General features: G+C 72.9%; 21 protein-coding genes and 1 pseudogene. 9 read left to right on the top strand and 13 right to left on the bottom strand.

Features of this window, described 5'->3' with window-relative positions; genetic code table 11:
• Window positions 1–75: 75 nt before the first annotated feature.
• Window positions 76–849 (top strand): IclR family transcriptional regulator, encoded by a 774-nt coding sequence (locus tag IF20_RS19795; protein WP_052866572.1) that lies wholly within the window; start codon window positions 76–78, stop codon window positions 847–849.
• Window positions 850–928: 79 nt separating this feature from the next.
• Here the strand turns inward: IF20_RS19795 and IF20_RS19800 are convergent, their stop codons facing one another.
• From IF20_RS19800 to IF20_RS19810, 4 genes are all read right to left on the bottom strand, one after another.
• On the bottom strand, window positions 929–2,269 hold the full coding sequence (locus tag IF20_RS19800; protein WP_052866573.1) for a pyridoxal phosphate-dependent decarboxylase family protein: 1,341 nt from the start codon (window positions 2,267–2,269) through the stop codon (window positions 929–931).
• Window positions 2,270–2,421: 152 nt separating this feature from the next.
• Complete coding sequence (locus IF20_RS40560) at window positions 2,422–3,213, bottom strand: FadR/GntR family transcriptional regulator (protein ID WP_052866574.1); 792 nt, start codon at window positions 3,211–3,213, stop codon at window positions 2,422–2,424.
• A 153-nt stretch (window positions 3,214–3,366) separates the two neighbouring features.
• Entirely contained in the window at window positions 3,367–3,564 is a 198-nt protein-coding gene (locus IF20_RS37975) for a DUF397 domain-containing protein (protein WP_110944349.1), read from the bottom strand.
• Window positions 3,558–4,391 carry a helix-turn-helix domain-containing protein gene (locus tag IF20_RS19810; RefSeq protein WP_052866575.1) on the bottom strand — a complete coding sequence of 278 codons (834 nt, stop codon included), beginning with the start codon at window positions 4,389–4,391 and terminating at the stop codon, window positions 3,558–3,560. The genes IF20_RS37975 and IF20_RS19810 overlap by 7 nt, the downstream gene beginning before the upstream one ends.
• A 157-nt stretch (window positions 4,392–4,548) precedes the next feature.
• Between IF20_RS19810 and IF20_RS19815 the strand changes: the two genes are divergently transcribed.
• A complete protein-coding gene (locus IF20_RS19815) occupies window positions 4,549–4,983 on the top strand; it encodes an ATP-binding protein (protein WP_052866576.1) in 435 nt (144 codons plus the stop codon).
• On the opposite strand, the gene IF20_RS19820 is transcribed toward IF20_RS19815, so the two are convergent.
• The 9 genes from IF20_RS19820 to IF20_RS19860 all read right to left on the bottom strand — a co-directional run bounded on the left by IF20_RS19820 (window position 4,976) and on the right by IF20_RS19860 (window position 15,558).
• A complete protein-coding gene (locus IF20_RS19820) occupies window positions 4,976–7,252 on the bottom strand; it encodes a permease (protein WP_199896670.1) in 2,277 nt (758 codons plus the stop codon). The genes IF20_RS19815 and IF20_RS19820 overlap by 8 nt on opposite strands.
• A 127-nt stretch (window positions 7,253–7,379) precedes the next feature.
• Window positions 7,380–7,724 (bottom strand): hypothetical protein, encoded by a 345-nt coding sequence (locus IF20_RS19825; protein ID WP_234426740.1) that lies wholly within the window; start codon window positions 7,722–7,724, stop codon window positions 7,380–7,382.
• 447 nt (window positions 7,725–8,171) lie between these two features.
• On the bottom strand, window positions 8,172–9,011 hold the full coding sequence (locus IF20_RS19830) for an SDR family oxidoreductase (protein ID WP_052866577.1): 840 nt from the start codon (window positions 9,009–9,011) through the stop codon (window positions 8,172–8,174).
• A complete protein-coding gene (locus tag IF20_RS19835; protein WP_052866578.1) occupies window positions 9,008–10,675 on the bottom strand; it encodes an FAD-binding dehydrogenase in 1,668 nt (555 codons plus the stop codon). The genes IF20_RS19830 and IF20_RS19835 overlap by 4 nt, the downstream gene beginning before the upstream one ends.
• The gene (locus tag IF20_RS19840; protein ID WP_052866579.1) at window positions 10,668–11,318 is read right to left on the bottom strand and encodes a TetR/AcrR family transcriptional regulator; all 651 of its coding nucleotides are present in this window, start codon (window positions 11,316–11,318) and stop codon (window positions 10,668–10,670) included. Before IF20_RS19840 ends, IF20_RS19835 begins: the two co-directional genes overlap by 8 nt.
• Window positions 11,319–11,456: 138 nt before the next feature.
• Window positions 11,457–12,314 (bottom strand): hypothetical protein, encoded by an 858-nt coding sequence (locus tag IF20_RS19845; protein ID WP_052866580.1) that lies wholly within the window; start codon window positions 12,312–12,314, stop codon window positions 11,457–11,459.
• Window positions 12,314–13,618: a VWA domain-containing protein gene (locus IF20_RS19850; protein ID WP_052866581.1), complete on the bottom strand. Its 1,305-nt coding sequence runs from the start codon at window positions 13,616–13,618 to the stop codon at window positions 12,314–12,316. The genes IF20_RS19845 and IF20_RS19850 overlap by 1 nt, the downstream gene beginning before the upstream one ends.
• 80 nt (window positions 13,619–13,698) lie before the next feature.
• Window positions 13,699–14,619, bottom strand: a complete 921-nt coding sequence (locus IF20_RS19855) for a cyclase family protein (protein ID WP_052866582.1) — start codon at window positions 14,617–14,619, stop codon at window positions 13,699–13,701.
• Between the two features lie 165 nt (window positions 14,620–14,784).
• Window positions 14,785–15,558 carry a FadR/GntR family transcriptional regulator gene (locus IF20_RS19860; RefSeq protein ID WP_052866583.1) on the bottom strand — a complete coding sequence of 258 codons (774 nt, stop codon included), beginning with the start codon at window positions 15,556–15,558 and terminating at the stop codon, window positions 14,785–14,787.
• Window positions 15,559–15,693: 135 nt separating this feature from the next.
• On the opposite strand from IF20_RS19860, the gene IF20_RS19865 reads away from it, so the two are divergent.
• The 7 genes and pseudogenes from IF20_RS19865 (at window position 15,694) to IF20_RS19895 (ending at window position 25,216) form a co-directional block, all read left to right on the top strand.
• Entirely contained in the window at window positions 15,694–16,947 is a 1,254-nt protein-coding gene (locus IF20_RS19865; protein ID WP_052866584.1) for a M20 family metallopeptidase, read from the top strand.
• Window positions 16,937–18,375, top strand: a pseudogene (locus IF20_RS19870) (aldehyde dehydrogenase family protein). Before IF20_RS19865 ends, IF20_RS19870 begins: the two are co-directional and overlap by 11 nt.
• Window positions 18,376–18,431: 56 nt before the next feature.
• Window positions 18,432–19,232, top strand: coding sequence for an SDR family NAD(P)-dependent oxidoreductase (locus tag IF20_RS19875; protein WP_052866585.1), 801 nt, complete (start codon window positions 18,432–18,434; stop codon window positions 19,230–19,232).
• Window positions 19,233–19,315: 83 nt separating this feature from the next.
• On the top strand, window positions 19,316–19,666 hold the full coding sequence (locus IF20_RS19880; RefSeq protein WP_052866586.1) for a DUF3311 domain-containing protein: 351 nt from the start codon (window positions 19,316–19,318) through the stop codon (window positions 19,664–19,666).
• The gene (locus tag IF20_RS19885; protein ID WP_052866587.1) at window positions 19,663–21,210 is read left to right on the top strand and encodes a sodium:solute symporter family protein; all 1,548 of its coding nucleotides are present in this window, start codon (window positions 19,663–19,665) and stop codon (window positions 21,208–21,210) included. Before IF20_RS19880 ends, IF20_RS19885 begins: the two co-directional genes overlap by 4 nt.
• Window positions 21,207–22,883 carry an amidohydrolase gene (locus IF20_RS19890; protein WP_052866588.1) on the top strand — a complete coding sequence of 559 codons (1,677 nt, stop codon included), beginning with the start codon at window positions 21,207–21,209 and terminating at the stop codon, window positions 22,881–22,883. Before IF20_RS19885 ends, IF20_RS19890 begins: the two co-directional genes overlap by 4 nt.
• On the top strand, window positions 22,880–25,216 hold the full coding sequence (locus IF20_RS19895) for a penicillin acylase family protein (protein WP_052866589.1): 2,337 nt from the start codon (window positions 22,880–22,882) through the stop codon (window positions 25,214–25,216). Before IF20_RS19890 ends, IF20_RS19895 begins: the two co-directional genes overlap by 4 nt.

The raw sequence follows: 25,216 nt of genomic DNA on the forward strand, positions 1-25,216 counted from the left end.
TACCCTGTGTTCGTCATTCCGGCCGTTGACCGGAATGACGAACACAATCGGCGCGGCGGAGGGTGGGTGAACGGCATGGGGCGACTGGTTCCTGCGGTGACCCGGGCACTGGACATACTCGAACTGTTCCTGGAGGCGGACGGCCCGCAGTCGGCCCCCGACGTGGTCCGCAAGCTCCAGCTGCCGCGCACCACCGTGCACGAGCTGCTCACCACCCTGGCGGCCCGCTCCTACCTGGTCCCCGTACCCGACCAGCCGGGTCGCTACCGCCTCGGGGTCCGCGCGTACCAGCTCGGCAGCCGGTACGCCGAACAGCTCGACCTCGCGGCCGAGGGGCAGCGGGTCGCCCGCGAGGTGGCCGCCACCTGCGACGAGACGGTGCACGTCGCCATCCTGGAGGGTGCCGACGTCATCTACATCGCGAAGGTCGACTCCACGCACGCCGTCCGCATGGTCTCGGCGGCGGGCCGCCGGCTGCCCGCACACTGCACCGCGGTCGGCAAGATGCTCCTCGCCTCGCTCCCCGAAGCGGAGCTGGACGCCCGCATCGAGGACCGCGAGCTGGTCGCCCTGACGCCCGGCAGCATCACCGACCAGACGGCCCTGCGCGCCGAACTCGCCGCGATCCGGGACCGCGGCACCGCCACCGAGCACCGCGAGTCCAACCCGGACGTGTCCTGCGTCGCGGCCCCGGTCCGCGACAGCACCGGCCGGGTCGTCGCCGCGCTCTCCATCTCCGTCCCGATGATCCGCTGGACCGACTCCAGCGAGACCGAACTCGCCGAGCTGGCCACCAAGGGCGCCCGCGACCTGTCCACGAGCCTGGGGCATCGGGGGGCGTGGCGGTGACGCGACCGCCGGCATGGCGGTGACGCGACCGCTGGCGTGGCGGTGACTGGCGGTGCACCAGCGGCGTGCTGACGGAGCGTCACTTTTTGGCTAGCAGTGAGCCGAGGACGCGGTCGACGACCTCCTCGGTGATGCCGGGGTGCAGGAAGGCGATGCGCGCGACGGTCTCGCCCTCCCACACGGTCGGAGTGACGAACGCCGTGCCGGCGGCGAGCAGCCGCTTGCACCAGGCGTGGTAGTCGCGCGGCTGCCAGCCGGCGCGGCGTATCAGGATGACGGACAGCTCGGGCTCCCGGAGGAGCTCCAGGCCGTCGGTGCGCTCGACGGCGCGAGCGGCGTACCGGGCGATGCGCAGGCCGTGGGCGACGGCGTCCCGGTACGCGTCCGTGCCGTGCACGGCGAGCGAGAACCACAGCGGCAGGCCGCGCGGGCGCCGGGTGAGGTGGTACGCGTAGTCGCTCGGGTTCCATTCCAGGTCGTCGGCGCCCGCACCGTCACCGTGGATGGCGTCGAGGTACGAGGCGTCCTGGGTGTGGACGGCCTTGGCCGGCCGCGGGTCCCGGTACAGCAGCGCCCCGCAGTCGAACGGCGCGAACATCCACTTGTGCGGATCGACGACGAGCGAGTCGGCGTGTTCGATGCCGGCCATCCGGGCGCGCACTTCGGGTACGAAGAGGCCGCCGCCTCCGTACGCGGCGTCGACGTGGAACCACAGGCCGCGGGCGCGGGCCTGTGCGGCGACGCCGGCCAGGTCGTCGATGATGCCCGCGTTGGTGGTGCCGGCGGTGGCGACCACGGCGACGACTGGCCCGCCGCCGTCGTGCTCGGCGGCGTCCAGGGCCGTGCGCACGGCCGCGCCGGTGAGCCGGTGGTCCTCGGTCGGTACGACGAGGCTGTCGATGCCGAGGATGCGCAGGGTGTTGCCGACGGAGGAGTGCACCTGGTCGCTGACGGCGATGCGGACGGGGGCGTGCCCGGTGAGCCCGAGCCGGTGCCGTCCCGTGTCGCGGGCGACGACGAGTCCGGAGAGGTTGCCGGCCGAGCCGCCGCTGACGAAGCAGCCGCCGGCGCTCTCCGGGAGGCCCGCGAGGTCCGCGATGAGGCGCAGTACCTGGTTCTCGGCGGCGATGGCGCCGGACGCCTCCAGCCAGGAGATGCCGTGCAGCGAAGAGCCGGAGACGATCATGTCGAAGAGGGCGGCGGCCTTGGTGGGGGCGCCGGGGATGAAGGCCAGGTAGGCCGGGTGGTCGCAGGAGACCACGGTCGGTTCCATCTTCTCGGCGTACGTACGCAGCACGTCGGCGGCCGGGCGCGGCTCCGTGCCTATCGCGTCCTTGAGGGCGACGTCCAGCTCGGCGGCGTCGCCGGGGCGGCCGAGCGGCGGCTCGGGTAGGGACAGGCGGTGGCGGAGGTGCTCCATCACCTGACGGGTGAGGTCCTCGTCGTAGGTGTGCAGGGGGTACCTCCCGGGGCTCGGTAATTGGGTCCTTCCGGACCCAATCCGGAGGGTAAGTGAGCCCCTGAGCGGTGGTCAAGGCGGTACTGGTGCGCTCCGCATCCCGGCAGCAGCCGTCAGCCACGGCCCTCGAAGTGGTCGAGCAGGCGCAGGAACTGCTGGTAGGAGTCGGCCAGGTGCTCCCGCATCCGCTGCTCCGCCGTCGCTCCGTCGCCGGCGAGCACGGCGAGCGCGATGCCTTCGTGGTCGTCGCGGAAGACGCAGCTCAGGTCGGCGTCCGCGCCGTACACCACATGCCAGTCGGCGTGCAGCCACAGCGCGTTGCCGCCCACGAACATCTCGGCGCGGGCCTTCGCCACCGCCTCGTGCAGCACCTCGTTGCCGCCGGCCGCCGCCACGGCGAGGTGGAACCGGCTGTCCACCCGGTGGTACGCGCTGATGTCGACGGCCGCGCCGGCCTTCCCGATCCCGACGTCCAGCAGTTTGACCAGCTCGCGGCGGGCCCGGGTGGAACCGCGCTCCGCCGCGAGCCGGGCCGCGAGCGGCTCGACGGCCCCCCGGTACTCCATGTAGTCCCGCAGGGTCGCCCGGATGTCCGCGGCCACGGCCGCCTGCGCGCCCGTACCGGCGGCGCCGACGGGGGCCGCCGGCGCCACCCGGGTGCCGCCGTTGCGGCCCAGCGTCGTCACGACCAGGCCTTCCTCGGCCAGCTGCCGCAGGGCCTGCCGTACGGTGTTGCGCCCCGCGCCGAACGCCGCGGCCAGCTCGCGCTCGGTCGGCAGCCGGTCGCCGGGCTCGAAGCCGCCCAGGGCGATCCGCTTCCGCAGCGCCTCGGCGACGACGTCGCGCGACGCGGACCGGCGCGTGCCGTCCTGCTCCGCGTCCCTGTCCGCGCCCGTACCGCTCATCCGTGACTCTCCGTGGGTGAAGGGTTCTGCTCAGCCCGCTGCGGAGCTCTCCTCAGACCCTATTGACGGCCCTCCGGGGCGACCTTACCGTCCACTGAACGGATTGGGCCTGCAGTAGACCCATTCACATCGGTGAGGCGATGTTCGCTGCGCTCACGGAGTTCCTGGCCGCGCACCGTTGGGGCGAGTGATCGCCCCGATGAACGCGCCCCAAGCCTCCGGACCGACCGAAACCGGGACCCCGGACGGGTCCTTGGAGTCACGTATGAGGACGGTTTCCCCGGCGTTCGCGACCTCGACGCAGTCGGGCCCGTCGGCCGTGCTGTAGCTGCTCTTCAACCAGTTCAGCATGCTTCTCCCCGCAGTTTCTCGATGAAGGCCAGCGACTCCTGCGGTGGCAGGGCCTGGGCGCGGATGATCCCATACCGCATCTCAAGGATTCGAACCTCTTTCGCGTCGGAGATCAGGCCGCTGACGAGCTGCACTTCGCTGTGGCCAACCGTGGTGCCGTCCTTGAGGGACAGCAGCCGGAACGAACCGTCGATCCCGGCGTGGTCCTCCCGTTCGGTGGGCATGACCTGGATCTCCACGTTCCGCAACCGGCCGACCTCCAACATGCGTTCGAGCTGCCTCCGCATGGCCATTCTGCCCCCGACCGGTCGGCGCAGTGTCACCTCGTCCTGCACGAAGCTGAAGACGGGGCAGGGCCTCGTGCTGTCGACGATCTCCTGTCGCGACATGCGTGCCGCGACCCGCTGTTCCAGCTCGTCTTCGCTGAGCGGTGGGCGCCGCATCGAGAACAACGCCCGGGCGTACTCCTCGGTCTGCAGCAACCCGTGCACGACCGAGTTGTTGTAGGCCCCCAACTCGACCGACTCCGCCTCCAACTTCGCCAGGTCCCGCACCTTCTTCGGGTACCGCGCTTCCTCCACGTCCTTCTTGAGGCCGGAGATCAGGCCGTCCGCGGACAGTGCCTCGTCCGCGGCGTCCATGAACTCCGGTTTCGGGACGCGGCGGCCGCGTTCCACCGAGGAGACCTGCTCCTCGCTGTAGCCGATGGCCGCGCCCAGTTCCGCCTGGCGGAGGCCCGCCCGTTCCCGGCACGACTTGATGACCTTGCCGACGGTCCGCAGCACCGCCGCCGTGTCGTCCTTGTCCGCTTCCCAGCCGACGTCCATGTCAGCCCCCTCCGGCCGTTCCGCCCGTACCCAACGCCGTGGCGTACGCAGCGTCACGGGGCGCCGCCCGTACACGCCCGGACGGCAGCCGGACAGCGACCGTGCGTACGGCCGACCTGGGTATTCAGCCTACGCACAACTGGCCACGCTGAGTGACATGAACGAGCAGACCGGGCACTCGACATTCCGTATCCAGCTCTCCGCCACGCCGCGTGGCGCGCGTCTCGCCCGCCGTCTCGCGGTGGCGCAACTGGACGTGTGGGGCTGGCCCTACGGGACCCCTGTGTCGGACACGGTCGCGCACCTCGTCGCGGAGCTGGCGGCCAACGCCATCCGGCACGGCCGGGTGCGGGGGCGGGACTTCCGGCTACGGCTCGCCGTCACCGGACACGGTTGCGCGTTGCGTATCGAGGTGACCGATCCGCGTCCCGAGCGGCTGCCCGTCGTCCGGCGCGCGGCACCCGCGGGGGAGTCGGGCCGCGGACTACTACTGGTCGCGGCGTTGGCCGAGCGGTGGGGGACGGACGCGCACAGCGACCCGTGCAGCAAGACCGTGTGGTGCGAAGTGCCGTGCCCGCCCCGCCTCACTTGAGGCCGCGCGCCCGCGTCGCGCGCTCCGCGGCCCGGCCGGTCAGGACGCCGAGCGCCACCGCGGTCAGCGCGCAGCCACCCAACGCGGCTGCCAGTGCGCCCCAGGGCACGCTGCCGCCCTGCAACGTCGCGACGAAGAACGTGGCGTGCCACGCCGTGACGGCACCGGCGGCGGCCGTGGTGATCAGCAGCGGGACGGTCAGGTGCCACAGCGCCGCGGATCGGTACACGCTCCCGCTCGCCGTCAGCACGGTGAGGGGGGCCGGGGCGCGCTGGACCCGGGCGAACTCCGCTGCCGCGCTGAAGGCGCCGGCCAGCAGGAGAAGGGCCAGGCCGCAAGTGCCGAAGAGCTGCACCCAGTTGTTGAGGCGGGCCTTGGCGGCCGAGCCCACCAGCCAGATCTCGCCCGGGGTTTCCACGTTCACGGCGGGGACGAGTGCGTAGGCGGCCTGCTCCACCGCGGCCTTCTGGCCCTGGGACTCGGCGACCACGAGGAGCTCTCCGAAGAGCCTGTCGAGCTGCGGCTCGGCCGGGGCCTTCAGGGCGCGGACGCGCAGTTCCTGGCCGTACCAGTCACGGATCTCGATCATGCGGGGGTCGTGGCTCGCGGCCGGCCGTGGGGTGGCGGAGCAGGCCAGCCCCAGCGTCCGCAGGGTGTCGCAGGAGCCCTGGAGGAGGGGGCCGGGTTGGTCGGGGCTCGTGTCGATGGTGAGGACGTGGGACCCGGTCGGGAGGGCGCGGGCGAAGGCGGTGATGTCCGCCGGCGTGATGTCACGGCTGTGGACACTGACGACCCGGTCACCGATGCGTGCTTCGGTGGCGCGTGCGGCGGTTGCTTTGTCGCCGAGGCGGCTGTTCCAGACCTGCGGCTGAGAGATCAGTCCGAGCCCGATGACCATGGCGACGGCCAGGCGGACCACGCTTCCGGGGTGCTCGGCGGTCCAGCGCCCTCCGATCAGCCGGCCCGGATGCTCGGCACGCGAGCCTCCTGCGGCGATGCCGTGTCCCAGTCGGCGGATCGCCACGGCGGCCACGGACGGCAGGAACGCCCACATGACGACGGTGCCCACGAGGAAGGCGACGAGGGCGGGGGTGCCGATGAGGTACTGGCTGAAGGCGATCAGCGCGACGCCCAGGGCGCCTCCGATCAGCGGGCGGCGGGGCGTGGCGGAGGGAGAGGTGCGCGGGCGAGTGGGCTTTCCGGCGCGTTCGAGGTCGCGATCGCGGTCGCGTTCGAGGTCGCGATCGAGGTGGGGATCGACGCGGGGGAGGAGGGCGACCGCCACCAGCGTGAGCACGAAGGACACCGCGAGGGCACCGATCAGCACCGGCCACGCCGCACGCAGGTCACCGCTGTTCAGGAGATAACCGGTGGGGGGAAGCCTGAGGTCCGTGCAGAGTGCCGGCAGCAGTGGTAGTACGGCGAGCGCGGTGCCGGCCGCGACAGGCACGGCTGCCGCGCCGAGGGTGACGAGCGCGCGGTGCCGCCACGTCCCGCCGAGCGCTCGCAGCAGGCCGGTGCGGCGGTCGCGGGCCCGTGAGCGGATCCGGGCCGCCACGACCAGGAGTGTCAGGGCCGGTACGCCGGTCAACACGCCGAGGGCGAGCAGCAGTTGGCCGAGTGGACGGGAGTGCAGGCTCTCGCCCATCGGGAAGGGCCGGCCGAACCCCGAAATGTCGAGCCACTGCTCCATCTCGCGGGCGTGCGGAGGTTGCGCGGGGCGCACGTACGCAAGGCGCTCGGACGGTGAGACGAGTCCGGCCTTGCCGATCGTGCCCGCGTAGCGGCCGTACCGGCTCATGATCCGGTCGGACTCGCCCGCGCGGGCGAGCTCCGGTGACAGCACCGCCTCGCCGGGGGCAGGCCAGCGGGTCAGTCCCGGCGGGGGCGTGGCATCAGATTTGAGCGGTTCGACGTAGACGACGCTGTGCTGCGTCCCGCCCACCGCGTCGAACGCCTCGCGCCACAACGCGACGGCATGCCGGTGGTCGGAGAGGACCGGGCCCCGCGCCTGGCCGCGTGCCGCGCGTCCGTCATAGGTCGCGACGGACGCGGCGACCCCCAACGCGACGACGGCGACGGCCGTCGCGGCGGTGAGCAGGGCCCAGAAACGCAGCCGGTCCCCGGGTGCGCCGCGCCCGGCAGCGGAGCCGATACGGATCAGTCGCCACCACACCCGCCTGCCGCGCGGCTTGAGCGGAGTGTGAGGGGTCGGGCGTCGTCGGAGCCCCGTCGTCTTCAGGCCGGTGGTCGCTCCGGCTGTCGCCATGGTGTGTATCCCCCTTTGCCCGCACCCTGGTCCGTGCCGGGGCGTGCAGGTGTTCCGAAAGACCGCACCGCCGGGCCGGCCGACGAACGGCCGGCCCGGCGGACGGGACCTGCGTCAGTGCTCAGAATCAGGGAGCGCCCCAGCCGGAGCAGTCGTCCCCCGAGGCGTTGTTCTCGTCGCACGCCTGGAACTTGATGATGGCGGAGCCGTCGCCCGAGGTGACCCTCGTCTTGTAGCCGCTCTTGTTCCACAGCGTCCGCTTGGTGCCGGCGCTGTCGTGGCGGTAGTACTCCGCCTTGCCCGGGTCGTCGTCGTCACTGCCGTCGTAGACCGAGATCCGACCCGAGTCGTTGTTCCACGGCGTGGTCGCGGTCACGCCGCCGCCCTTCAGGCTCTTGGCGACCGCGCCGGTCGTGGGGAGCACGAGGCTCGCGGCGAGGACCGTCGCAGCGACGATCTTGACTCTCTTCACTTTTGTTCCCCTCCTGTGTCAGCTGACCGATGAGCGGCGTGTCGTCTCATGTCGTGCGCCTGTGTCATGCGCCTGAGTTACGGGCCCTGTGTCATGAGCCTGTCACGAGAAGCGCGCCGTCGATCAGTGCTGAAACCTACACAGGCAGGGGCCCGTGATCCGACAGGGTCGAGACACGATGGCCCAATATCGACTTCGGCGTCATGGTGGCTTGTGTACGACTATGTTCGACACCTGGCCGCATTGGTCCAAAGAAACTGGAATGTGTGCCAGGTGGTCGTCCCTGTTGATGTATCCGCCGAGCCGAGGCAAAGCGGATCATGAAGTCTCGCTGGTGGTTCGTACCTGAGACGCGCCCGGTCAACGGCGGTCGTAAGTCGGCCATTTGGCGGGAAGTGATCGGTAGGGCAGGGCGGGGCAGTGCGGCGCCGTGGCGCGAAAGGTGCGCTACTTGAGGCCGTGCTTGCGGGAGACCAGTCCCTCCGCCATGCGGCGGGAGAGCAGGCGGCGCAGGGCGAAGACGAGGGGGGCGTTGCTGCCGACCGCATAGAGCGGCTTGGGGCGGGGCGCTTCGACGGCCTTCAGGACCGTGGCGGCCACCGTGGCCGCACTGATGCCGGCCGCCTCGTTGCGGTCCAGGTGGGCGGAGACCGTGCGGAAGGCGTCGGTGTACGGGGAGTCGTCGGCGAGGTAGCGGGTCCGGCGGTCGCTGATCCCCGTGTTGATGGAGCCCGGCTCCACGGTCGTCAACCACACGCCGTACGGGGAGAGTTCGCGCCGGGCGGCCGACGTGAACGCCTTGACGGCCGCCTTGGAGGCCACGTACGAGGAGCGGAAGGCGAGCGGGAAGCTGGCCAGCATGGAGCCGACCATGACGACCCGGCCGCGGCGCCGGGCCCGCATGCCCGGCAGTAGCAGCTGGGTCAGGCGTACCGCACCGAAGACGTTGAGCTGGAAGAGGCGTTCCAGGGCGTCCATGGGGAGCTCTTCGAGGGGCGCGAGCTGGCTCTCGCCCGCGTTGTTGACGAGGACGTCCACCGGGCCCGCCGCTGCCGCGCACGCCTCGATGCTCGCCGGGTCGGTGAGGTCGAGGGCGAGGTACTCGGCGCCGGGCAGGCGGTCGGCCTCGGGGATCTTCTCGGGGGTGCGGCTGGTGGCGAGCACGCGGTAGCCGCGGGCCAGCAGCGCTTGGCAGACCGCCCGGCCGATGCCGGAGGAGGCCCCGGTGACCAGTGCCGTACGCCGAGCCGTTCCCCGTACCGTCTCGCGCTGCGCACCGCTCGTCACGCCAGCTCCTTCGCCAGCGCGCGGCCCGCCGCGCGGCCGGAGAAGATGCAGCCGCCGAGGAACGTGCCCTCCAGTGCGTTGTAGCCGTGCACCCCGCCGCCGCCGAACCCGGCCACCTCGCCCGCCGCGTACAGGCCCGGGAAGGGCGTGCCGTCGGGCCGTACGACCTGCGCGTCGAGCGTGGTCTCCAGGCCGCCGAGCGTCTTGCGGGTGAGCAGGTTCAGCCGTACCGCGATCAGCGGGCCGTGCGCGGGGTCGAGCAGCCGGTGCGGCTTGGCGACCCGCACGATCTTGTCGGCCAGGTAGGAGCGGGCGTTCCGCACGGCCATCAGCTGCATGTCCTTGGAGTACGCCAGGCCCACCTCGCGGTCGCGGGCCACCACCTCCCGGCGTACCTGGTCGTAGTCCAGCCGCGGGTCGCTGCCCAGCTCGTTCATGCCGGTCACCAGGTCGCGGAGGTTGTCGCGGACGACGAAGTCGGCGCCGTGCTCCATGAACGCGGCGACGGGTCCGGTCGGGCCCTTCTTCGTCCGGCCCAGCGTCATCTTGAGGTCCTTGGCCGTGAAGTCGGGGTTCTGCTCGGAGCCGGAGAGCGCGAACTCCTTCTCGATGATCGACTGGGTGAGAACGAACCAGCTGTGGTCGTGGCCGCCGGCCCGGATGTGCCGCAGCGTCGCCAGGGTGTCGAAGCCGGGGAAGAGCGGCGGGGGGAGGCGCTTGCCGGTGGCGTCCAGCCAGAGCGAGGACGGGCCCGGGATGATGCGGATGGCGTGGTCGGGCCAGATCGGGTCCCAGTTCTTGACGCCCTCGACGTAGTGCCACATGCGGTCGCGGTTGACGATGTTGCCGCCCGCGCTCTCGGTGATCTCCAGCATCCGGCCGTCGACGTGCGCGGGCACGCCGCAGATCATCCGCTCCGGCGCCGGGCCCAGCCGGTCCACCGGCCAGTTCTTGCGCACCAGGTCGGCGTTGCCGCCGATGCCGCCCGAGGTGACGATCACGGCCTGGGCGCGCAGTTCGAAGGAACCGGTGCCCTTACGGGAGGACTTCACCCCGCGCGCCGCGCTCGACGGCTCCAGCACCGTGCCCCGGACGCCGACCGCCGTGCCGTTCTCCACGATCAACTCGTCGACCTGGTGGCGGTGTTTGAACGTCACCAGCCCGCGGTGCTCCGCCGCCAGCACCGGCTCGCGGAAGACCCGGACGACCTCGGGCCCCGTGCCCCAGGCGAGGTGGAAGCGCGGTACCGAGTTGCCGTGCCCGGAGGCCAGCCCGGAACCCCGCTCGGCCCAGCCGACGTTCGGCATCAGCCGCAGGCCCAGGTCGTGCAGGTAGGCGCGCTTCTCCCCGGCGGCGAACTGCACGTACGCCCGCGCCCACTGGCGCGGCCAGTGGTCCTCCCGCTCGCGGTCGAACCCGGCCGACCCCAGCCAGTCCTGCAGCGCCAGCTCGTAGGAGTCCTTGATGCCCATCCTGCGCTGCTCGGGGCTGTCCACCAGGAACAGCCCGCCGAGCGACCAGAACGCCTGGCCGCCCAGGTTGGCCGCGCTCTCCTGGTCCACGAGCAGTACCTTGCGCCCGGCCCTGGCCAGCTCGTACGTCGCCACGAGGCCGGCCAGGCCGGCGCCCACGACGATCACATCGGCCTGTTCGCGCTCACTCATGCCGAGCCCCTTCGCTCTGGATGCTGTAGGCGTTCACCACGTGCCGGAACAACTCCTCGCGGCGCCGCCGTACGGCCGCGTCGTCCGGCTCCATCAAGCACTGCACCGCGGTGCCGTCGTGCACGGCGACCAAGGCGTGTCCGAGGCCCGTACGGTCGGTGACCCGGCGTCCGGCCCGGGCGAGCGCTGTCTCGACGAGCGGCAGCAGGGTGTCCTGGACGGCCCGCTCGCGGGCGGCCATCACCCGGCGCAGCGAGGGATTGCGCAGCGCGTGGGCCGTGAACTCCGCCGTCACGCGATACCACGCGTCGTCGACCGGAATGACCTCCAGCACGGCGCGCAGCGCCTCGTCCGGGGAGACCGACTCCAGCGTGCCGAGCCGGTCCGAAGCGGTCCGCAGATCGGCCAGCATGGCCGCCGAGCGCTGCTCCCACATGGCGAGGAACAGCTCGTCGAGCGAGGTGAAGTTGGAGTAGAAGGCGCCTCGGGTGTACCCGGCCCGCTCGCAGACCCGGTCCACGGTGGACCGGCCGAAGCCCTCCTCGGCGAAGACCGTCAGTGCGGCGTCGAGGAGCCGCTGCCGGGTCTGCGCCCGGCGCCGGGTGACGCGCCGCGGCCGGGCCGCCGCCTCCGCTGATGTCATGACCGGCCCCGCCTTCCGTCGTTGGATACGCGAATGTATGCGATGCGTTCGTGTATCGACAAGGGTCGGGACAGGGAAAAGCGAACGGGGCCGGCCGGGTGTACGTACCACCCGGCCGACCCCCATGGACACGGCCGATCAGACCGCCGGCGGCAGCTGCGACGGACGCCCCCGCCCGCGGGTCGCGGCGTACCCCGCGATCCCGGCGAGCGCCGCGAGCACCGCACCCGCCGCGGTCCACAGCCAGCGCGCCGACCACCAGCCGGACGACCAGCCACCGTCCGGCTCGGGCCGCGCCGCCGACCCCTGGACCAGCGGCGCCGCCAGCGAGCCGTCCACGTCCTGGGCGCTGCCCGCGTCCGTGGTGGTGGCGGTCACCGCGGCCTTCACCGGCAGCCCGGCGTCGGCGGAGGCGGTGCGCACGGCGGTGAGGCGGACGTAGTACGCGCCGGGCAGCGGGTCGTTCGACCACGGCTCGGCGTTGGCGCGCACCGTACGCAGGGTGCAGGACAGCTCGACCGTCGCGGCGTCGGCCGCGGCCGTCCGGGTCTGCGTGCCGTACCGGCAGGGCTGGCGGCGGCGCAGCCCGTCGTACACGTCGAGCTGCCAGGTGGCGTCCCCGTGCCGGGCGTCGGCGCCGGGGAGGTCCACGGTCGCGTCCACCCTGGCACCCTGGCCCGCGTCGGCCGGGAACTGCCAGTAGAGGTAGTCACCGGTGGACGCCGGCGCGGTGGCCTGCTGGCCCGGCCGGATCACCGTGGCCGTACGGAAGGAGGTGCCGGCCTCGGTGGGCGGCGGCGCGTCCTCGGGGTCGGCGGACGCGCTCGCGGACGCGGACGCGTCGGTCGACGGGGTGGGGTCCTCAGCGGCCGCCACGGGGGCGGCCGCCGCGGACGGGGCGAGGGCGAGCTGACCGGCCCCGGCGGTCCCGAGGAGCGCCGCGCCGGCGAGCAGAACGGCGGACAGACGCCGCCGTACAGAAGCTGCGGCAGACATCAGTTGGTCCTCCAGACGGTGACGCGCCAGCGCGAGATCCAGCCCCACACCAGCCCGGCGAGCAGGCCGATCAGGGTGACGGCGAGCAGGAACCACCAGCCGTTGCCGAGCCCCAGGAACGCCGCGTCGGACGCCTCGTCCGGCCCGTCCACGACATCGACGGACAGCTCGACGGGCAGGCCCGGCGTGGTCTTGACCGAAGCGGGCGCGGAGAAGGCGTTGCTGACGCGCAGGCAGACCGTCTCGGGGACCGGTTCGCCGTCCGCGTCCTCCGCCGCGCTGCCGTCGTCGGCCTTCGGGTAGCGCAGACCGGTGGAGAGCACGTCCGTACGGCCGTCACCGGTGGCCTCGCCGCGGACGATCTCCCGGCCGCGGAGCGTCGAGGCGCGCAGCTGGACGCCGTAGTCGTCGTTGACGGCCCGGTCGGCCGCGACGCTCACGGAGGCGCGCAGCTCCTGGCCGGGGCGCACGTCCACCCGGTAGAAGCGGTGCTCGCCGAACTCCTCGCGGTCGGTGTAGAGGCCGGGCTTCAGCTGCGGGGCGCGCTCGCAGCTGTCCGTGCCCTTCGCCGGTTCGGGAGTGAGGGACGGCTCGACCGTCCGGTGCACCAACTGCTTGACCCGGCCCGACAGCTCGTCCTTGTGCTGCACCGAGGTGTACGTACCGCCGGTGGCCTCGGCGATGCAGCTCAGCTGGGTACGCGTCTTGGCGTCCGGCACCAGGCCGAGGGTGTCGACGGTCAGGTGGATGCCCTTGGCGGCGAGTTCGCGCGCCACCTCGCACGGGTCCAGCGGCTGGCAGGTGTCCTCGCCGTCGCTGATGAGCACGATGCGGCGGGCGCCGTCGCCGCCCTCCAGGTCGTCGGCGGCCTTGAGCAGGGCCGGGCCGATCGGCGTCCAGCCGGTCGGCGTCAGCGTGGCGACCGCGGTCTTGGCCTCGGTGCGGTCCACCGGGCCGACGGGGTAGAGCGCGCGGGTGTCCTTGCAGCCCACCTTGCGGTCGTCGCCGCGGTACTCGGCACCGAGCGTACGGATGCCGAGCCGCACCTCCTGAGGTACCGCGTCCAGCACCTCGTTGAACGCCTGCTTGGCCGCGGACATCCGGGACTGCCCGTCGATGTCGCGGGCCCGCATCGAGCCGCTGACGTCGAGCACGAGGTCGACCTTGGGTGCGTCCTTGGGGGAGTCCGTCGAGGTCTCCGCGGTGGCCGGTCCATCGGCCGCGGCGGTCGCCGGTGCGAGCCCGCCCGTCAAACTGACCAGCAGGCCGCACACCACGGCCGCCAGTCGCCTTCTTATGATCATCGCCGGATCATATTGACCCCGGGGTCAACTCCCCAACTCGCGTCGTGCGGCGCCTGCTGGGGTGGTAGGGGCGTGGACCGCTACTTGATGGCGAGCGGGTTCAGCGGGGAGCCGACGGCACCCGTGAACTTCAGGGGCGGGGCCGTGAAGAAGAACTCGTACGTCCCATCGGCGGCGCAGTCCGCGGCGAGCTCGTCGAGGTCGAACATCTCGCCGATGGTCATTCCCATGTCGCGGAGGAGCACCAGGTGCAGCGGGAGCGTCAGCCCTTCCTGCTGTGCGGGCAGCACCTCCAGCGCCCAGTTGTCAGCCGCGACCGCCGCCACGTCGCGTGCGTGCAGCCACCGCGCGCACTCCAGCGACAGCCCCGGCTCGGCGTCCATGAACCGTTCCCGGTCGCCGTCCGCGGCGAACACCGACCACCAGCCGGTGCGTACCAGCAGCACGTCTCCCGCGCCCACCGTCACGCCCTGCTCGGCGCAGGCGGCGTCCAGGTCGGCCGGGGTGATCGCCGTACCGGCGGCGAGGCGGTCGACGCCCTTCAGCCGCGCGATGTCGAGCAGCACGCCCCGGCCGGCGATGCCCTTGGCCTGGTGCTGGATCGCGTTGCGGGAAGCGCCCAGTGCGGTGACGTGTGCGGCGGCCGGGTAGCCGTTGTAGAGGTGGTCGTCGTAGAACATGTGCGACAGCGCGTCCCACTGCGTACCGGCCTGCAGCGGCATCACGACCCAGTCGTCCGCGCCGCGTCCGCCGCCGGGCAGCTCCCGCTCCTGACCGGTGCGGGACATGAACCGGCGCGGGTTGGACCGGAAGTGGCCGGTCTGCGGGCCGTCGGCGTCCAGCGGGATGCCGAGGTCGAAGACCTTGCCGGTACGGATCGCACCGGCCGCGGCGACGACCTTCTCGGGGGTGATCAGGTTGGTGGTGCCGCGCTGGTCGTCCGCGCCCCAGCGGCCCCAGTTGCGCAGCTCGGCGCCCAGTGCGCGCATGGCATCGGTCATCGAAGACGTTCCTCGCTCGAATTCATAAGGTGTATTAACCATCTTTAATGGTGTGGAGCCGCGCCTGTCAAAGACCGGCTCGGTGCCCGTCGAAGCCCGGCTCCGTGCCCGGCTCCGTGCCCGGCGAAGCGGGCGGTATCGGCGCCGGGCGCGGGCCCGGCCGAACTAGCCCTGCTCCAGCGCCGCTTCGAGGAGCGCGCGCGTCTCCGGCTCGACGTGGTCGGCGTAGTAGGCGTACAGGGCCTGGCGGGCCAGTCGCGCGGCGTGCGGGGCGTCACCGGCGCGGATCGCGGCGAGCACCTGCTCGTGGTGGTCGATGGAGCGTTCCCGCCAGGCCGCCGCGTCCGCGGCGTCGGCGATCTTGCGCTCGATGATCTCCACGACGGCGTCGTGGACGGCGCGGGCGCACAGCCCGAGCAGCACGTTGCGGCTGGCTTCCGCGACGGCCTGGTGGAAGAGCGCGTCGGTCTCGCTGAACGCCCGCAGGCCGGCGCCCGGCCCGACGGAGAGCGACCGCATCCGGTCGATCAGCCCCGCCATCCGGTTCAGGTCGTCCTCCGTACGCAGCCGGGCGGCGAGCCGGTTGGACTCGGCCTCCAGGACCATCCGGAACTGGATCAGCTCGCCGAGGCTGGATATGTGGGAGCGGGTGAGCCGGCCGAGCGCCTGGCTGAGATTGTCCCCGGAGACGCCGAGCACCTCCGCGCCCAGCGGGTCGCCGGGCCGGGAGCGGATCAGCCCCGCGGACTGCAGGACGCGCAGCGCCTCGCGGACCGTGGAGCGGCCGACGCCGAACTGATTGACCAACTCGCGTTCGGCGGGGAGCCGGGAGCCGGGCGGCAGTTCGCCGCGGAGGATGCGCTCCTCGATCTGCTCGGCCACCCGCTGATAGGCCCGTACCGGTTCGACGGGCGTGAAGGGAGCATCGTAGGCGGCCATCGGCACCCCGTTCCGTTTCGCCACCGATTGCTGCTGGTGGCCTCTTGACCCGCGCGTGAACGTGCGAGCAGAGTACGGGAAATCAACTGGTCTGACCAGTGCACTGGCCTCCCGGCCAGGTGTTTTGGAGGTGCTATGCATGCCGCCCGGACCCACCCACCGACCGACATCGCCATCGACGCCGACGCGGCCGTCGCCTTCACCCAGGACCTGATCCGGCTGCGTACCGTCAACGCCACCGGCGCCACCGACGTCGAACGGCCGGCCGCCGATCTGGTGGCGGCGCTCTTCACCGAATTCGGCTGGCAGCACGAGGTGGTGGAGGTCGCGCCGGGCCGGCCGAACGTCATCGCCGTCATCGAGGGCAAGGGCGGCGCCGGGCCGACCCTGATGTTCGAGGGCCACACGGACGTGGTCACCGAGGGCGACCCGGCGGTGTGGAGCGTCGACCCGTACGGCGCGGAGATCCACGACGGCAAGCTCTGGGGCCGGGGCGCCGCGGACATGAAGTCCGGGGTGGCCGCCATGATCTACGGCGTGCGCGCGCTCCAGCAGGCCGGGCCGTTCCCCGGCCGGATCGTCGTCGGCGTGCTCTGCGACGAGGAAGGCCTGATGCTCGGGGCCAAGGCGTTCGCCGCCTCGCCGCTGGCCGCGGAGATCGACGGAGTGATCGTCTGCGAGCCGGAGGGGTACGAGGTGTGCACCTCGGCCCGCGGCGGCATCCGGCTGCGGCTGGAGCTGACCGGGGTGATGGCGCACGGCGCGATGCCCCAGGAGGGGAAGAACCCGGTCGTCGCCGGGGCCAGGATCGTCGAGGCGTTGGGCCGCGCCCAGACCTGGGCGGAGGTGCGTTTCGGCGCGCACCCGCACGCCGGGCAGGTCACCGTCACCCCGACCGTGCTGCACGGCGGCGACCCCGACCAGCTCAACGTCATCCCGGCGCACGGCCTGGTCGGCGTCGACGTACGGACCATCCCGGGCACCGACCACGCCGAGCTGATCGACCGCATCCGCCACGAGGCCGAGGAGGCCGCCGCGAGCGTCGGCGTCACGGTCGCGCTGACCGTCGTCGACGACCGCCCGGCGATCGAGATCGCCGAGGACCACCCGGTGGTCGCCGGGCTGGTGGCGGCGCACGAACGGGTGCACGGCAGCCCACCGCCGTTCGGCGCGGTGCCCGGCACCACCGACGGCACGGTCCTGACCCGCGACGCCGGGCTGCCCACGGTCGTCTACGGGCCCGGCGGCAAGTGGATCGCGCACCAGAAGGACGAGTACGTGGAGGTGCGCGAGATCGGCGAGTACACCCGGGTCTACGCCGAGGCGGCGCGCCACTTCCTGACCCAGGGTCACTTCCCCACTCAGGAGGTGCGCGGCGATGACGGCTGAGCAGACGGAGAGCACCGGGCGCTTCCCCGGCGGGCTGCCCATCGGGGACGGCTGGGTGCCGGCGCCGCGTACCGAGCCGGTCGTCTTCCCGTACGACGGCAGCGAGATCGCCCGGGCCCCCGTAGGGGACGAGGCGCTGGCGCGGCAGGCCGTGGAGCACGCGGCGGCGCTGCGGAAGGACGTGGGCCGGCTGCCCTCCCGCATACGGCGGCGGGTGCTCGGCGGCGTGGCGGCGGCGCTCGCCGAGGTCGCGCGCCCGATGGAGGACCTGCTCGTCCTGGAGACCGGCAAGCCGCGGGTGGACTGCCGTACGGAGGTGCAGCGCGCGGTCTCGACCTGGGAGGCGGCGGCCGACGAGGTGGTCCATGTGCACGGCGAGACGGTGCCGCTGGACCTGCTGCCCTCCGGGGACGGCATGACGGGCTTCTGGACCCGCCGCCCCATCGGGATCGTGGTCGGCATCGCCGGCTTCAACTACCCGATGCTGCTGGCCTCCCACAAGATCGCGCCCGCGCTGGCGGCCGGCTGCCCCGTGGTGATCAAGCCGGCGCCGGCCACGCCGCTCGCCACGCTCTGGCTGGTGCACCTGGTCCGCGAGCAGCTGGCCGCGGCCGGCGCGCCCGTAGGCGCGGTGCAGCTGGTCACCGGGGACGAGGCGGTGGGCCGCACACTGACGACGCACGACGCGGTCGCCGCCGTCTCCTTCACCGGCTCCGCCGCGATCGGCCACCGCATCGCGCGGGACGCCGCGCCCCGCAAGGTCGTCCTCGAACTGGGCTCCAACGCCGCGCTGGTGGTGGCCGCCGACGCCGACCTGGACGCGGCGGCTACTACGCCTCGGGCCAGGCCTGCATCGCCGTGCAGCGGGTGATCGCGGTCGAGGAGGTGGCCAAGGAGCTGGCGGCGCGGATCGCCGAACGGCTCGCGGATGTCGTGGTCGGCGACCCGCGCGAGGAGGCGACCCGGGTCGCCGCGCTCATCGACGAGGCGGCCACCGACCGGGTGCTGTCCTGGATCGAGGAGGCCCGCGCGGCCGGCGCCCGGGTGATCGCCGGTGGCGAGCGGGTGGGGCGCTGCCTCGCCCCCGCACTGCTCGCCGAGGTGCCCGGCGGGCTGCCCGCCTGGGACGAGGAGATCTTCGGCCCGGTCGTCGCGCTGCGCACGGTGCCGGACCTGGACGCCGCCTACGACCTGGTCAACGACTCGCGGTACGGCCTGCACGCCGCGGTCTTCACCCGCGACCTGGGCGCCGCTTTCGCCGCGATCGACGCGCTCGACGTCGGCGGCGTGGTCATCAACGAGGTCCCGGGCTACCGCAGCGACGTCGCCCCGTACGGCGGCGTGAAGGACTCCGGCATCGGCCGCGAGGGCCCGCGCTTCGCCATCGAGGAGCTGACCGTGACCCGCATGGCGGTGATCAGGCCGTGACGCCCCCTCGGCCGACCGCCCCCGCCGCACCCCTCGACCGGACCAAGGAGTCCCGCATGACGTACGCGCATCTCTTCCGCCTCGACGGGCGGCATGTCGTCGTGGTCGGCGGCGGCAGCGGCATCGGGCGCGAGGCCGTGCGGGCGCTGGTGGCGCACGGCGCCGACGTGACCGTGGCCGACCGTGACCTGAAGGGCGCGGAGGAGACCGCGCGGCTCGCGGGGGAGGAGCCGGCGGCGCCCGGCAGCCGCACGGGGACGGCGACCGCGTACGCGCTGGACGTACTGGACGACGAGGCGGTACGCACGGCTGCCGAATCCTGGGGCGCGCCGGACGGGCTCGTCGTCACCGTCGGCGCCAACGTCCGTAAGCGGATCGCCGACTACACGATGGCGGAGTTCGACCGGGTGGTGGCGCTCAACCTGCGGGCGCACTTCGCCCTCGTGCAGGCCGTCGCCCCGGCGATGGCCGAGCGCGGCAGCGGCAGCGTGGTCGGGCTCGCCTCGATGCGCGCGATACAGGTCGAGCCGGGCCAGAGCGTGTACGCCGCGTCCAAGGCGGGGCTGGTGCAGTTCCTGCGGACGGCGGCGGCCGAGTGGGGGCCGCGCGGGGTGCGGTTCAACGCCATCGCGCCCGGCGTCGTGCGCACGCCGCTGACCGATCAGATCGCCGCCGACCCCGACTGGTACGACGCGTACGCGCAGGCGTCCGCGCTGCGCCGGTGGGCCGGTGCCGAGGAGCTGGCCGGTGCCGTGCACTACCTGGTCTCGGACGCGTCCACCTTCGTCACCGGCAGCGTGCTGACCGTGGACGGCGGCTGGACCGCGGTCGACGGCCGTTATGAACCATCCGTCTGACCTGCGGTGACCCTGCGATAACGTCCAGGCGGCCGGTACCGCGCCGCGGACCGGACCGTATTCCTCTTCCCGAAGGGAGCCCCATGTCGCACGCCTCCGAGGACCGGGACCGGGAGGGCCCGGCGGAGACCGGACCGCCGCCGCCCGACGACCTGCCCGAGGTGAGCGCCCGGCGCCCCGCGCTGTGGCTGCTGCTCGTGCCGGCCGTGCTGTACTGCCTGGCGCCGCTGGTGGCCAACAGCGTCGAACCGCGCGTCCTCGGCCTGCCGTTCCTGCTGTTCTGGATCGTCGCCGCCACGATCGTCAGCCCCCTCGTGATCTGGCTGGTCACCCGCCTGGACCCCGCGTACCGCACCGACGCCGCCGAGCCGCTGCCCGGCGACCGGACCGCCACCCCCGCCCCCGGCGGCCCGTCCGAAGGAGGCGCCGCATGAGCGGATCAGCGGCGATCGCGACCACCGTCTTCGGCCTCGCCATGATCGCGACCATCGTCATCGGCGTGCTCAGCGCGCGCGGCCGGGACAAGGGGCTGGCCGAGTGGTCGGTCTCCAGCCGGGGCCTGGGCGTCCTCTTCATCTGGCTGCTGATGGCCGGGGAGACCTACACCAGCTTCTCCTTCCTCGGCACGGCCGGCTGGTCGTACTCCTTCGGCGTGCCGATTCTCTACCTCGTCGCGTACCTCACCGTCGGCTTCGCCGTGGGGTACGTGGTCGGCCCGGCCATCTGGACGTACGCCAGCCGGCACGGCCTGATCTCCATCGCCGACCTGGCCGAACACCGCTTCCGCTCCCGACCCGTCGGCATCCTCGTCGCCGTGATCGCCACGGTCTTCCTCGTACCCTACATCCAGGTGCAGATCCAGGGCATGGGCGTGGTGGTCAACGCGATGACGTACGGGAGCGTGGACCTGAAGGTCGCCGCGGTCATCTCCTTCGTCGTCGCCGAGGTCTTCATCCTGGTCTCCGGGCTGCGCGGCTCGGCGTGGGTCAGCGCGCTCAAGGACGTGCTGGTCATCTTCGCGGTGGTCTTCCTCGCGGTGTACGTGCCGATGCACTACCTCGACGGCCTCGGCGACTTCATGCACCGCATGGTCGCGGAGAAGCCGGAGTGGCTGACCTTCCCCGGGCACGAGTCCGGCGGCAAGGGCGGCATGTGGTTCGTCTCGACGACACTGCTCAACGCCGTGACCATCACCATCTTCCCGACCACCGTCGCCGGCTACCTCAGCGCGAAGAGCCCCAACGCACTGCGCCGCAACGCCGTGCTGCTGCCCTGGTACCAGCTCCTGCTCTTCGTCCCGATGATGATCGGCGCCACCGCGCTGTTCGTGCTGCCGGCCCTCGGCAACCCGGACCTCGCGCTGTTCAGCCTCGTCACCGACTCGCTCCCGGCGCCCCTCGTGGCCCTCATCGGCGTCGCCGGCGCGCTCTCCGCGATCGTCCCGATGAGCGTGTTCATGCTGGCCATCGGCACGCTGTGGGGCCGTACCCTGCTCGGCGGCGGCAACGGCGCCGACCCGCGCAGCCGCCGTACGGGCCGCACGCCCGCCGACGACGTACGCACCAAGCGGCTCTCCCAACTGGTCTGCCTGATCGCCGGCCTGATCGCGCTGGGCGGCGCCCTCTTCTACCCCAACACCCTGGTCCAGCTCTCGGTCCTGTCGTACGAAGGGCTAGCGCAGCTGGTGCCCGTGGTGCTGCTCGCGCTGTTCTGGCGGCGGATGACGAAGGCCGGCGCGCTCGCGGGGCTGTTCACCGGGCTCGCGGTCGTGGTGGCGCTCTGGGCGACCGGGAACGACCCGCTGTACGGCGTCAACGGCGGCATCGTCGGGCTCGTGGCCAACCTCGTCGTCGCCGCCGCTGTCACCTTCGCGCGGCCCGCGGGACAGGAGCCGGCACCGCGTCCGCCGGGTAGGACGCCGACGACCGGCACCGACCAGGCCCCGGCCACCCCGGCGGCCCCGAAGGAGGCTCCGTGACGGACGCGAACGCGGCACCGGACACCACCACGACCGACGAGAGCACCCCCGTGCTCTACCGCGCCGACCGCATCATCAGCCAGCGCACCGACGACACCGGCGCATCCGAGCCGGAGGGCTTCGCCGTCGCCGCCGGCCGGATACGCGCCACCGGCAGCTTCGCCGCACTGCGCGACCGCTTCCCCGGCGCGCCCGAGGTCGACTTCGGGCACGCCACCGTGGTCCCCGGCCTCAACGACGCCCACATCCACCTCGCGATGGCCGCCACCGACCTGCTCCACCTGGACCTGTCGGCCGCCGCCGTGGACACGGTCGACGCCCTGCTCGCCACGGTCACCGCCGAGGCGGCCCGCACGGCACCGGGGGAGTGGGTGCGCGGCAGCCGGTACGACGACGTGAAGACCGGCCGGATCACCCGCCGGGAACTGGACCGGGCAGCGCCCGGCCACCCCGTGCTCGTCGTGCACGTCGCCGGGCACTGGGGCGTCGTCAACTCCGCCGCCCTGCGCGCCCTCGGCATCGACGAGGACACCCCGGCACCGGACGGCGGCGACTTCGGCCGGGAAGCGGACGGCCGCCTCGACGGCCGGCTGATCGAGCGCGCCCTGATGAACGTGGTCTACCCGGCCACCGCACGCGGCGACTCACCGCTCACCCCCAACTCCCCGCAGGACCGGCTGCGCGGCCTGCAGCGCGCGCAGGAGCTGTGGCACGCCGCCGGGCTCACCTCGATCTGCGACGCGCTGATCGCCCCCGACGACATCGCGCTGCTGCGTACCGCGCGCGACCAGGACCGGCTGACACTGCGCACCGGCATGCTGCTGTCCATCGACCACTACGCCAAGGCGCGGGCGCTCGGCGTTGGCAGCGGCTTCGGCGACGACCTGCTGCGGTTCGTCGGCGTGAAGGCGTTCCTGGACGGTGCGATCGGCGGCCGGACCGGCCTGCTGGCCGAGCCGTACGCCGACCCCTCGTGCGGCGGCCCGGACGGCCACGGGCTCCAGACCACCTCCACCGAGGAGCTGTGCGCGCAGGTCCGCGAGGTGCACGCGGCCGGCGACCGGATCGGCGTGCACGCCAACGGCGACGCCGCGATCCGCATCGTCCTGGACGCCTTCGAGGCGGCCCACCGGGAGCTGCCGCGCCCCGGGCTCCGGCACCGCATCGAGCACTGCACCCTCATCGACGACGGAATCCTCGCCCGGATGAAGGCGCTGGACGCGATCGCCGTACCGTTCGCCGGTTATGCCGGCTACCACGGCGGCGCCCTGAACGCCTGGTACGGGCCCGAGCGAACGGAGCGGATGTTCGCGCACCGCTCCTTCCTGGACGCGGGTGTCACCGTCGCCGGCTCCTCGGACTACCCCTGCGGCCCCTACGAACCGCTGCTCGGCCTGCAGTCGATGGTCACCCGCGAGGGCATCGAGGACGGCGCGAAGGTCGGCCCCTCCCAGCGGGTCACCGCCGCCGAGGCGCTGCGCATCTTCACCCTCGGTTCGGCCGAGGCGGAGGGCACAGCCCACCACAAGGGCCGGCTCGCGCCCGGCCACCTCGCCGACTTCACCGTCCTCGGCGAGAACCCGCTCACCATCGACCCGCACGGCATCTCCGCCATCCCCGTGCGCGCGACCTACGTGGGCGGGCAGCGCGTGCACGAGGAGGTCGCCCGATGACCGCGACCGGCACCACCACCTTCGAGGTGCCGGGACTGTCCGCACCCGTGGAGATCCTGATCGACCGCTGGGGCGTCCCGCACCTCTACGCCGACTCGCGCGCCGACCTCTTCCTCGCGCAGGGCTTCAACGCGGCCCGCGACCGGCTCTTCCAGATCGACCTGTGGCGGCGGCGCGGCCTCGGCCTGCTGGCCGAGGTCCTCGGCCCCGACTACGCCGAACACGACCGGGCGGCCCGGCTCTTCCTCTACCGCGGCGACATGGCCGCCGAGTGGGCGTCGTACGGCCCGGACACCGAGCGGACCACCACCGCGTTCGTGCACGGCATCAACGCCTTCGTCGCCCTCTGCCGTGCACAACGCGAGCATCTCCCGCCGGAGTTCCGGCTGCTGGACTACGAACCGGCGTACTGGCAGCCCGCCGACGTCGCCCGCATCCGCAGCCACGGCCTCCACTACAACCTGCACGACGAGGTCGAAAGAGCCCTCACCCTCCGGGACTTCGGGCCCGAGGTGGAGGAGCTGCGCAAGGTCCGCGAGCCCGCGCACGAGCTGCGGGTGCCGGAAGGCCTCGACCTGTCCGTCCTCCCCGACGACGTGCTGCGCGTGTACCGGATGGCGACCACCCCGCCGTGGGCCCCGAAGGCCAAGCGCCAGGGCATCGACGGCAGCAACAACTGGGTGCTCGCCCCGTCCCGCACCGCCACCGGCCGCCCGCTGCTGGCCAACGACCCGCACCGCGCCGTCACCCTGCCCGCGCTGCGCTACCTCGCCCACCTCTCGGCACCCGGCCTCGACGTGATCGGCGCGGGCGAGCCGGCCCTGCCCGGCGTCTCCATCGGCCACAACGGCCGCCTCGCCTTCGGCCTCACGATCTTCCCGATCGACCAGGAGGACCTGTACGTCTACCGCACCGACCCCACCGACCCGAAGCGGTACGCGTACGGGGCCGGCTGGGAGGCGATGACCAAGGTCACCGAGACCATCCCGGTGCGCGGCGGCGAACCCCTCACCACCGACCTGTGGTTCACCCGGCACGGCCCCGTCATCGACGAACGCCCGGACCGCGCCGCCGCGTTCGCCGTCCGCGCCGCCTGGCTGGAGCCGGGCATGGCGCCCTACCTCGGCAGCATGGACTACATGGGCGCGACCGGCCCCGACGCCTTCGTCGCCGCCATGGAGCGGTGGGGCGCGCCCGGCGAGAACCAGGTCTACGCGGCGCCGGACGGCACGACCGGCTGGCGCCCGGCCGGCCGGGTCCCGGTCCGCCGCGGCTGGGACGGCACGCTGCCGGTGCCGGGCGACGGCCGGTACGAGTGGGACGGCCACCACCCGGTCGGCTCGCTGCCCTCCGTACGGGACCCGGAGGACGGCTGGTTCGCCACCGCCAACCAGCTCAACCTGCCCGCCGACTACCCGCACGCCGAACGCACCGTCACCTACGACTGGTACGCCTCCCACCGCCACGAGCGCCTCGCCGAGGTGCTCGCGGCGCGGTCGGACTGGACGGTGGCCGACTGCGTGGCCCTGCAGAACGACTACGTGAGCCTGCCGGCACGCCGCATCCAGCCGCTGCTGACCGGGCTGACCAGCGACGACCCGCACGTGACCGAGGGGCTGAAGCTGCTGCGGGACTGGGACGCCGCCCTCGACGCGGACTCGGCCGCCGCCGCGCTCTTCGAGATCTGGTACCGCCGACACCTCCGCCCCGAGCTGCTGCGCAAGGCGCTCGCCAGACTGCTGCCCGAGGACCGGGTGGCCGCGGCGCTGGCCCGCATCCTGCCCGCCGAGGACGCCACCGCCGACGCGCGGGTCGACCTCTCGCTGCTTCTCGACCCGGGGGACCGGCTGGGCCCCGACCCGGACACGGTGATCCGTACGACCGTGCTCACCACTCTCGGCCGCGCGATGACGGAGGCGGGACGGCTGCTCGGCCCCGACAGCGGCACCTGGCGCTGGGGCACGCTCCACCGGGCGCACCTGCACCATCCCCTCGCCGAACTGCTCGGCGAGCAGGCGGCCGACTGGACCTCGGTGGGACCCGCACCGCGCGGCGGCAGCGGCGAGACGGTGTCGGCGACGTCCTACGGCCCCGGCTTCCGGCAGACCGGCGGCGCCAGCTTCCGACTGGTCGTGGACGTGGGCGCGTGGGACGAGTCGGTGGCGATGAGCACCCCGGGCCAGTCCGGCGACCCGCGGAGTCCGCACTACCGGGACCTGTTCGACACCTGGGCGACGGACGGCGCTTTCCCGCTGCTGTACACACGCGAGCAGGTCGAGAAGCACACCACGCGGCGGATCACGCTCGTACCGTGGCCCGTGCGGGAGGAGTGA

It is taken from the genome of Streptomyces niger (genome assembly GCF_000718305.1).
Taxonomy (GTDB): domain Bacteria; phylum Actinomycetota; class Actinomycetes; order Streptomycetales; family Streptomycetaceae; genus Streptomyces; species Streptomyces niger.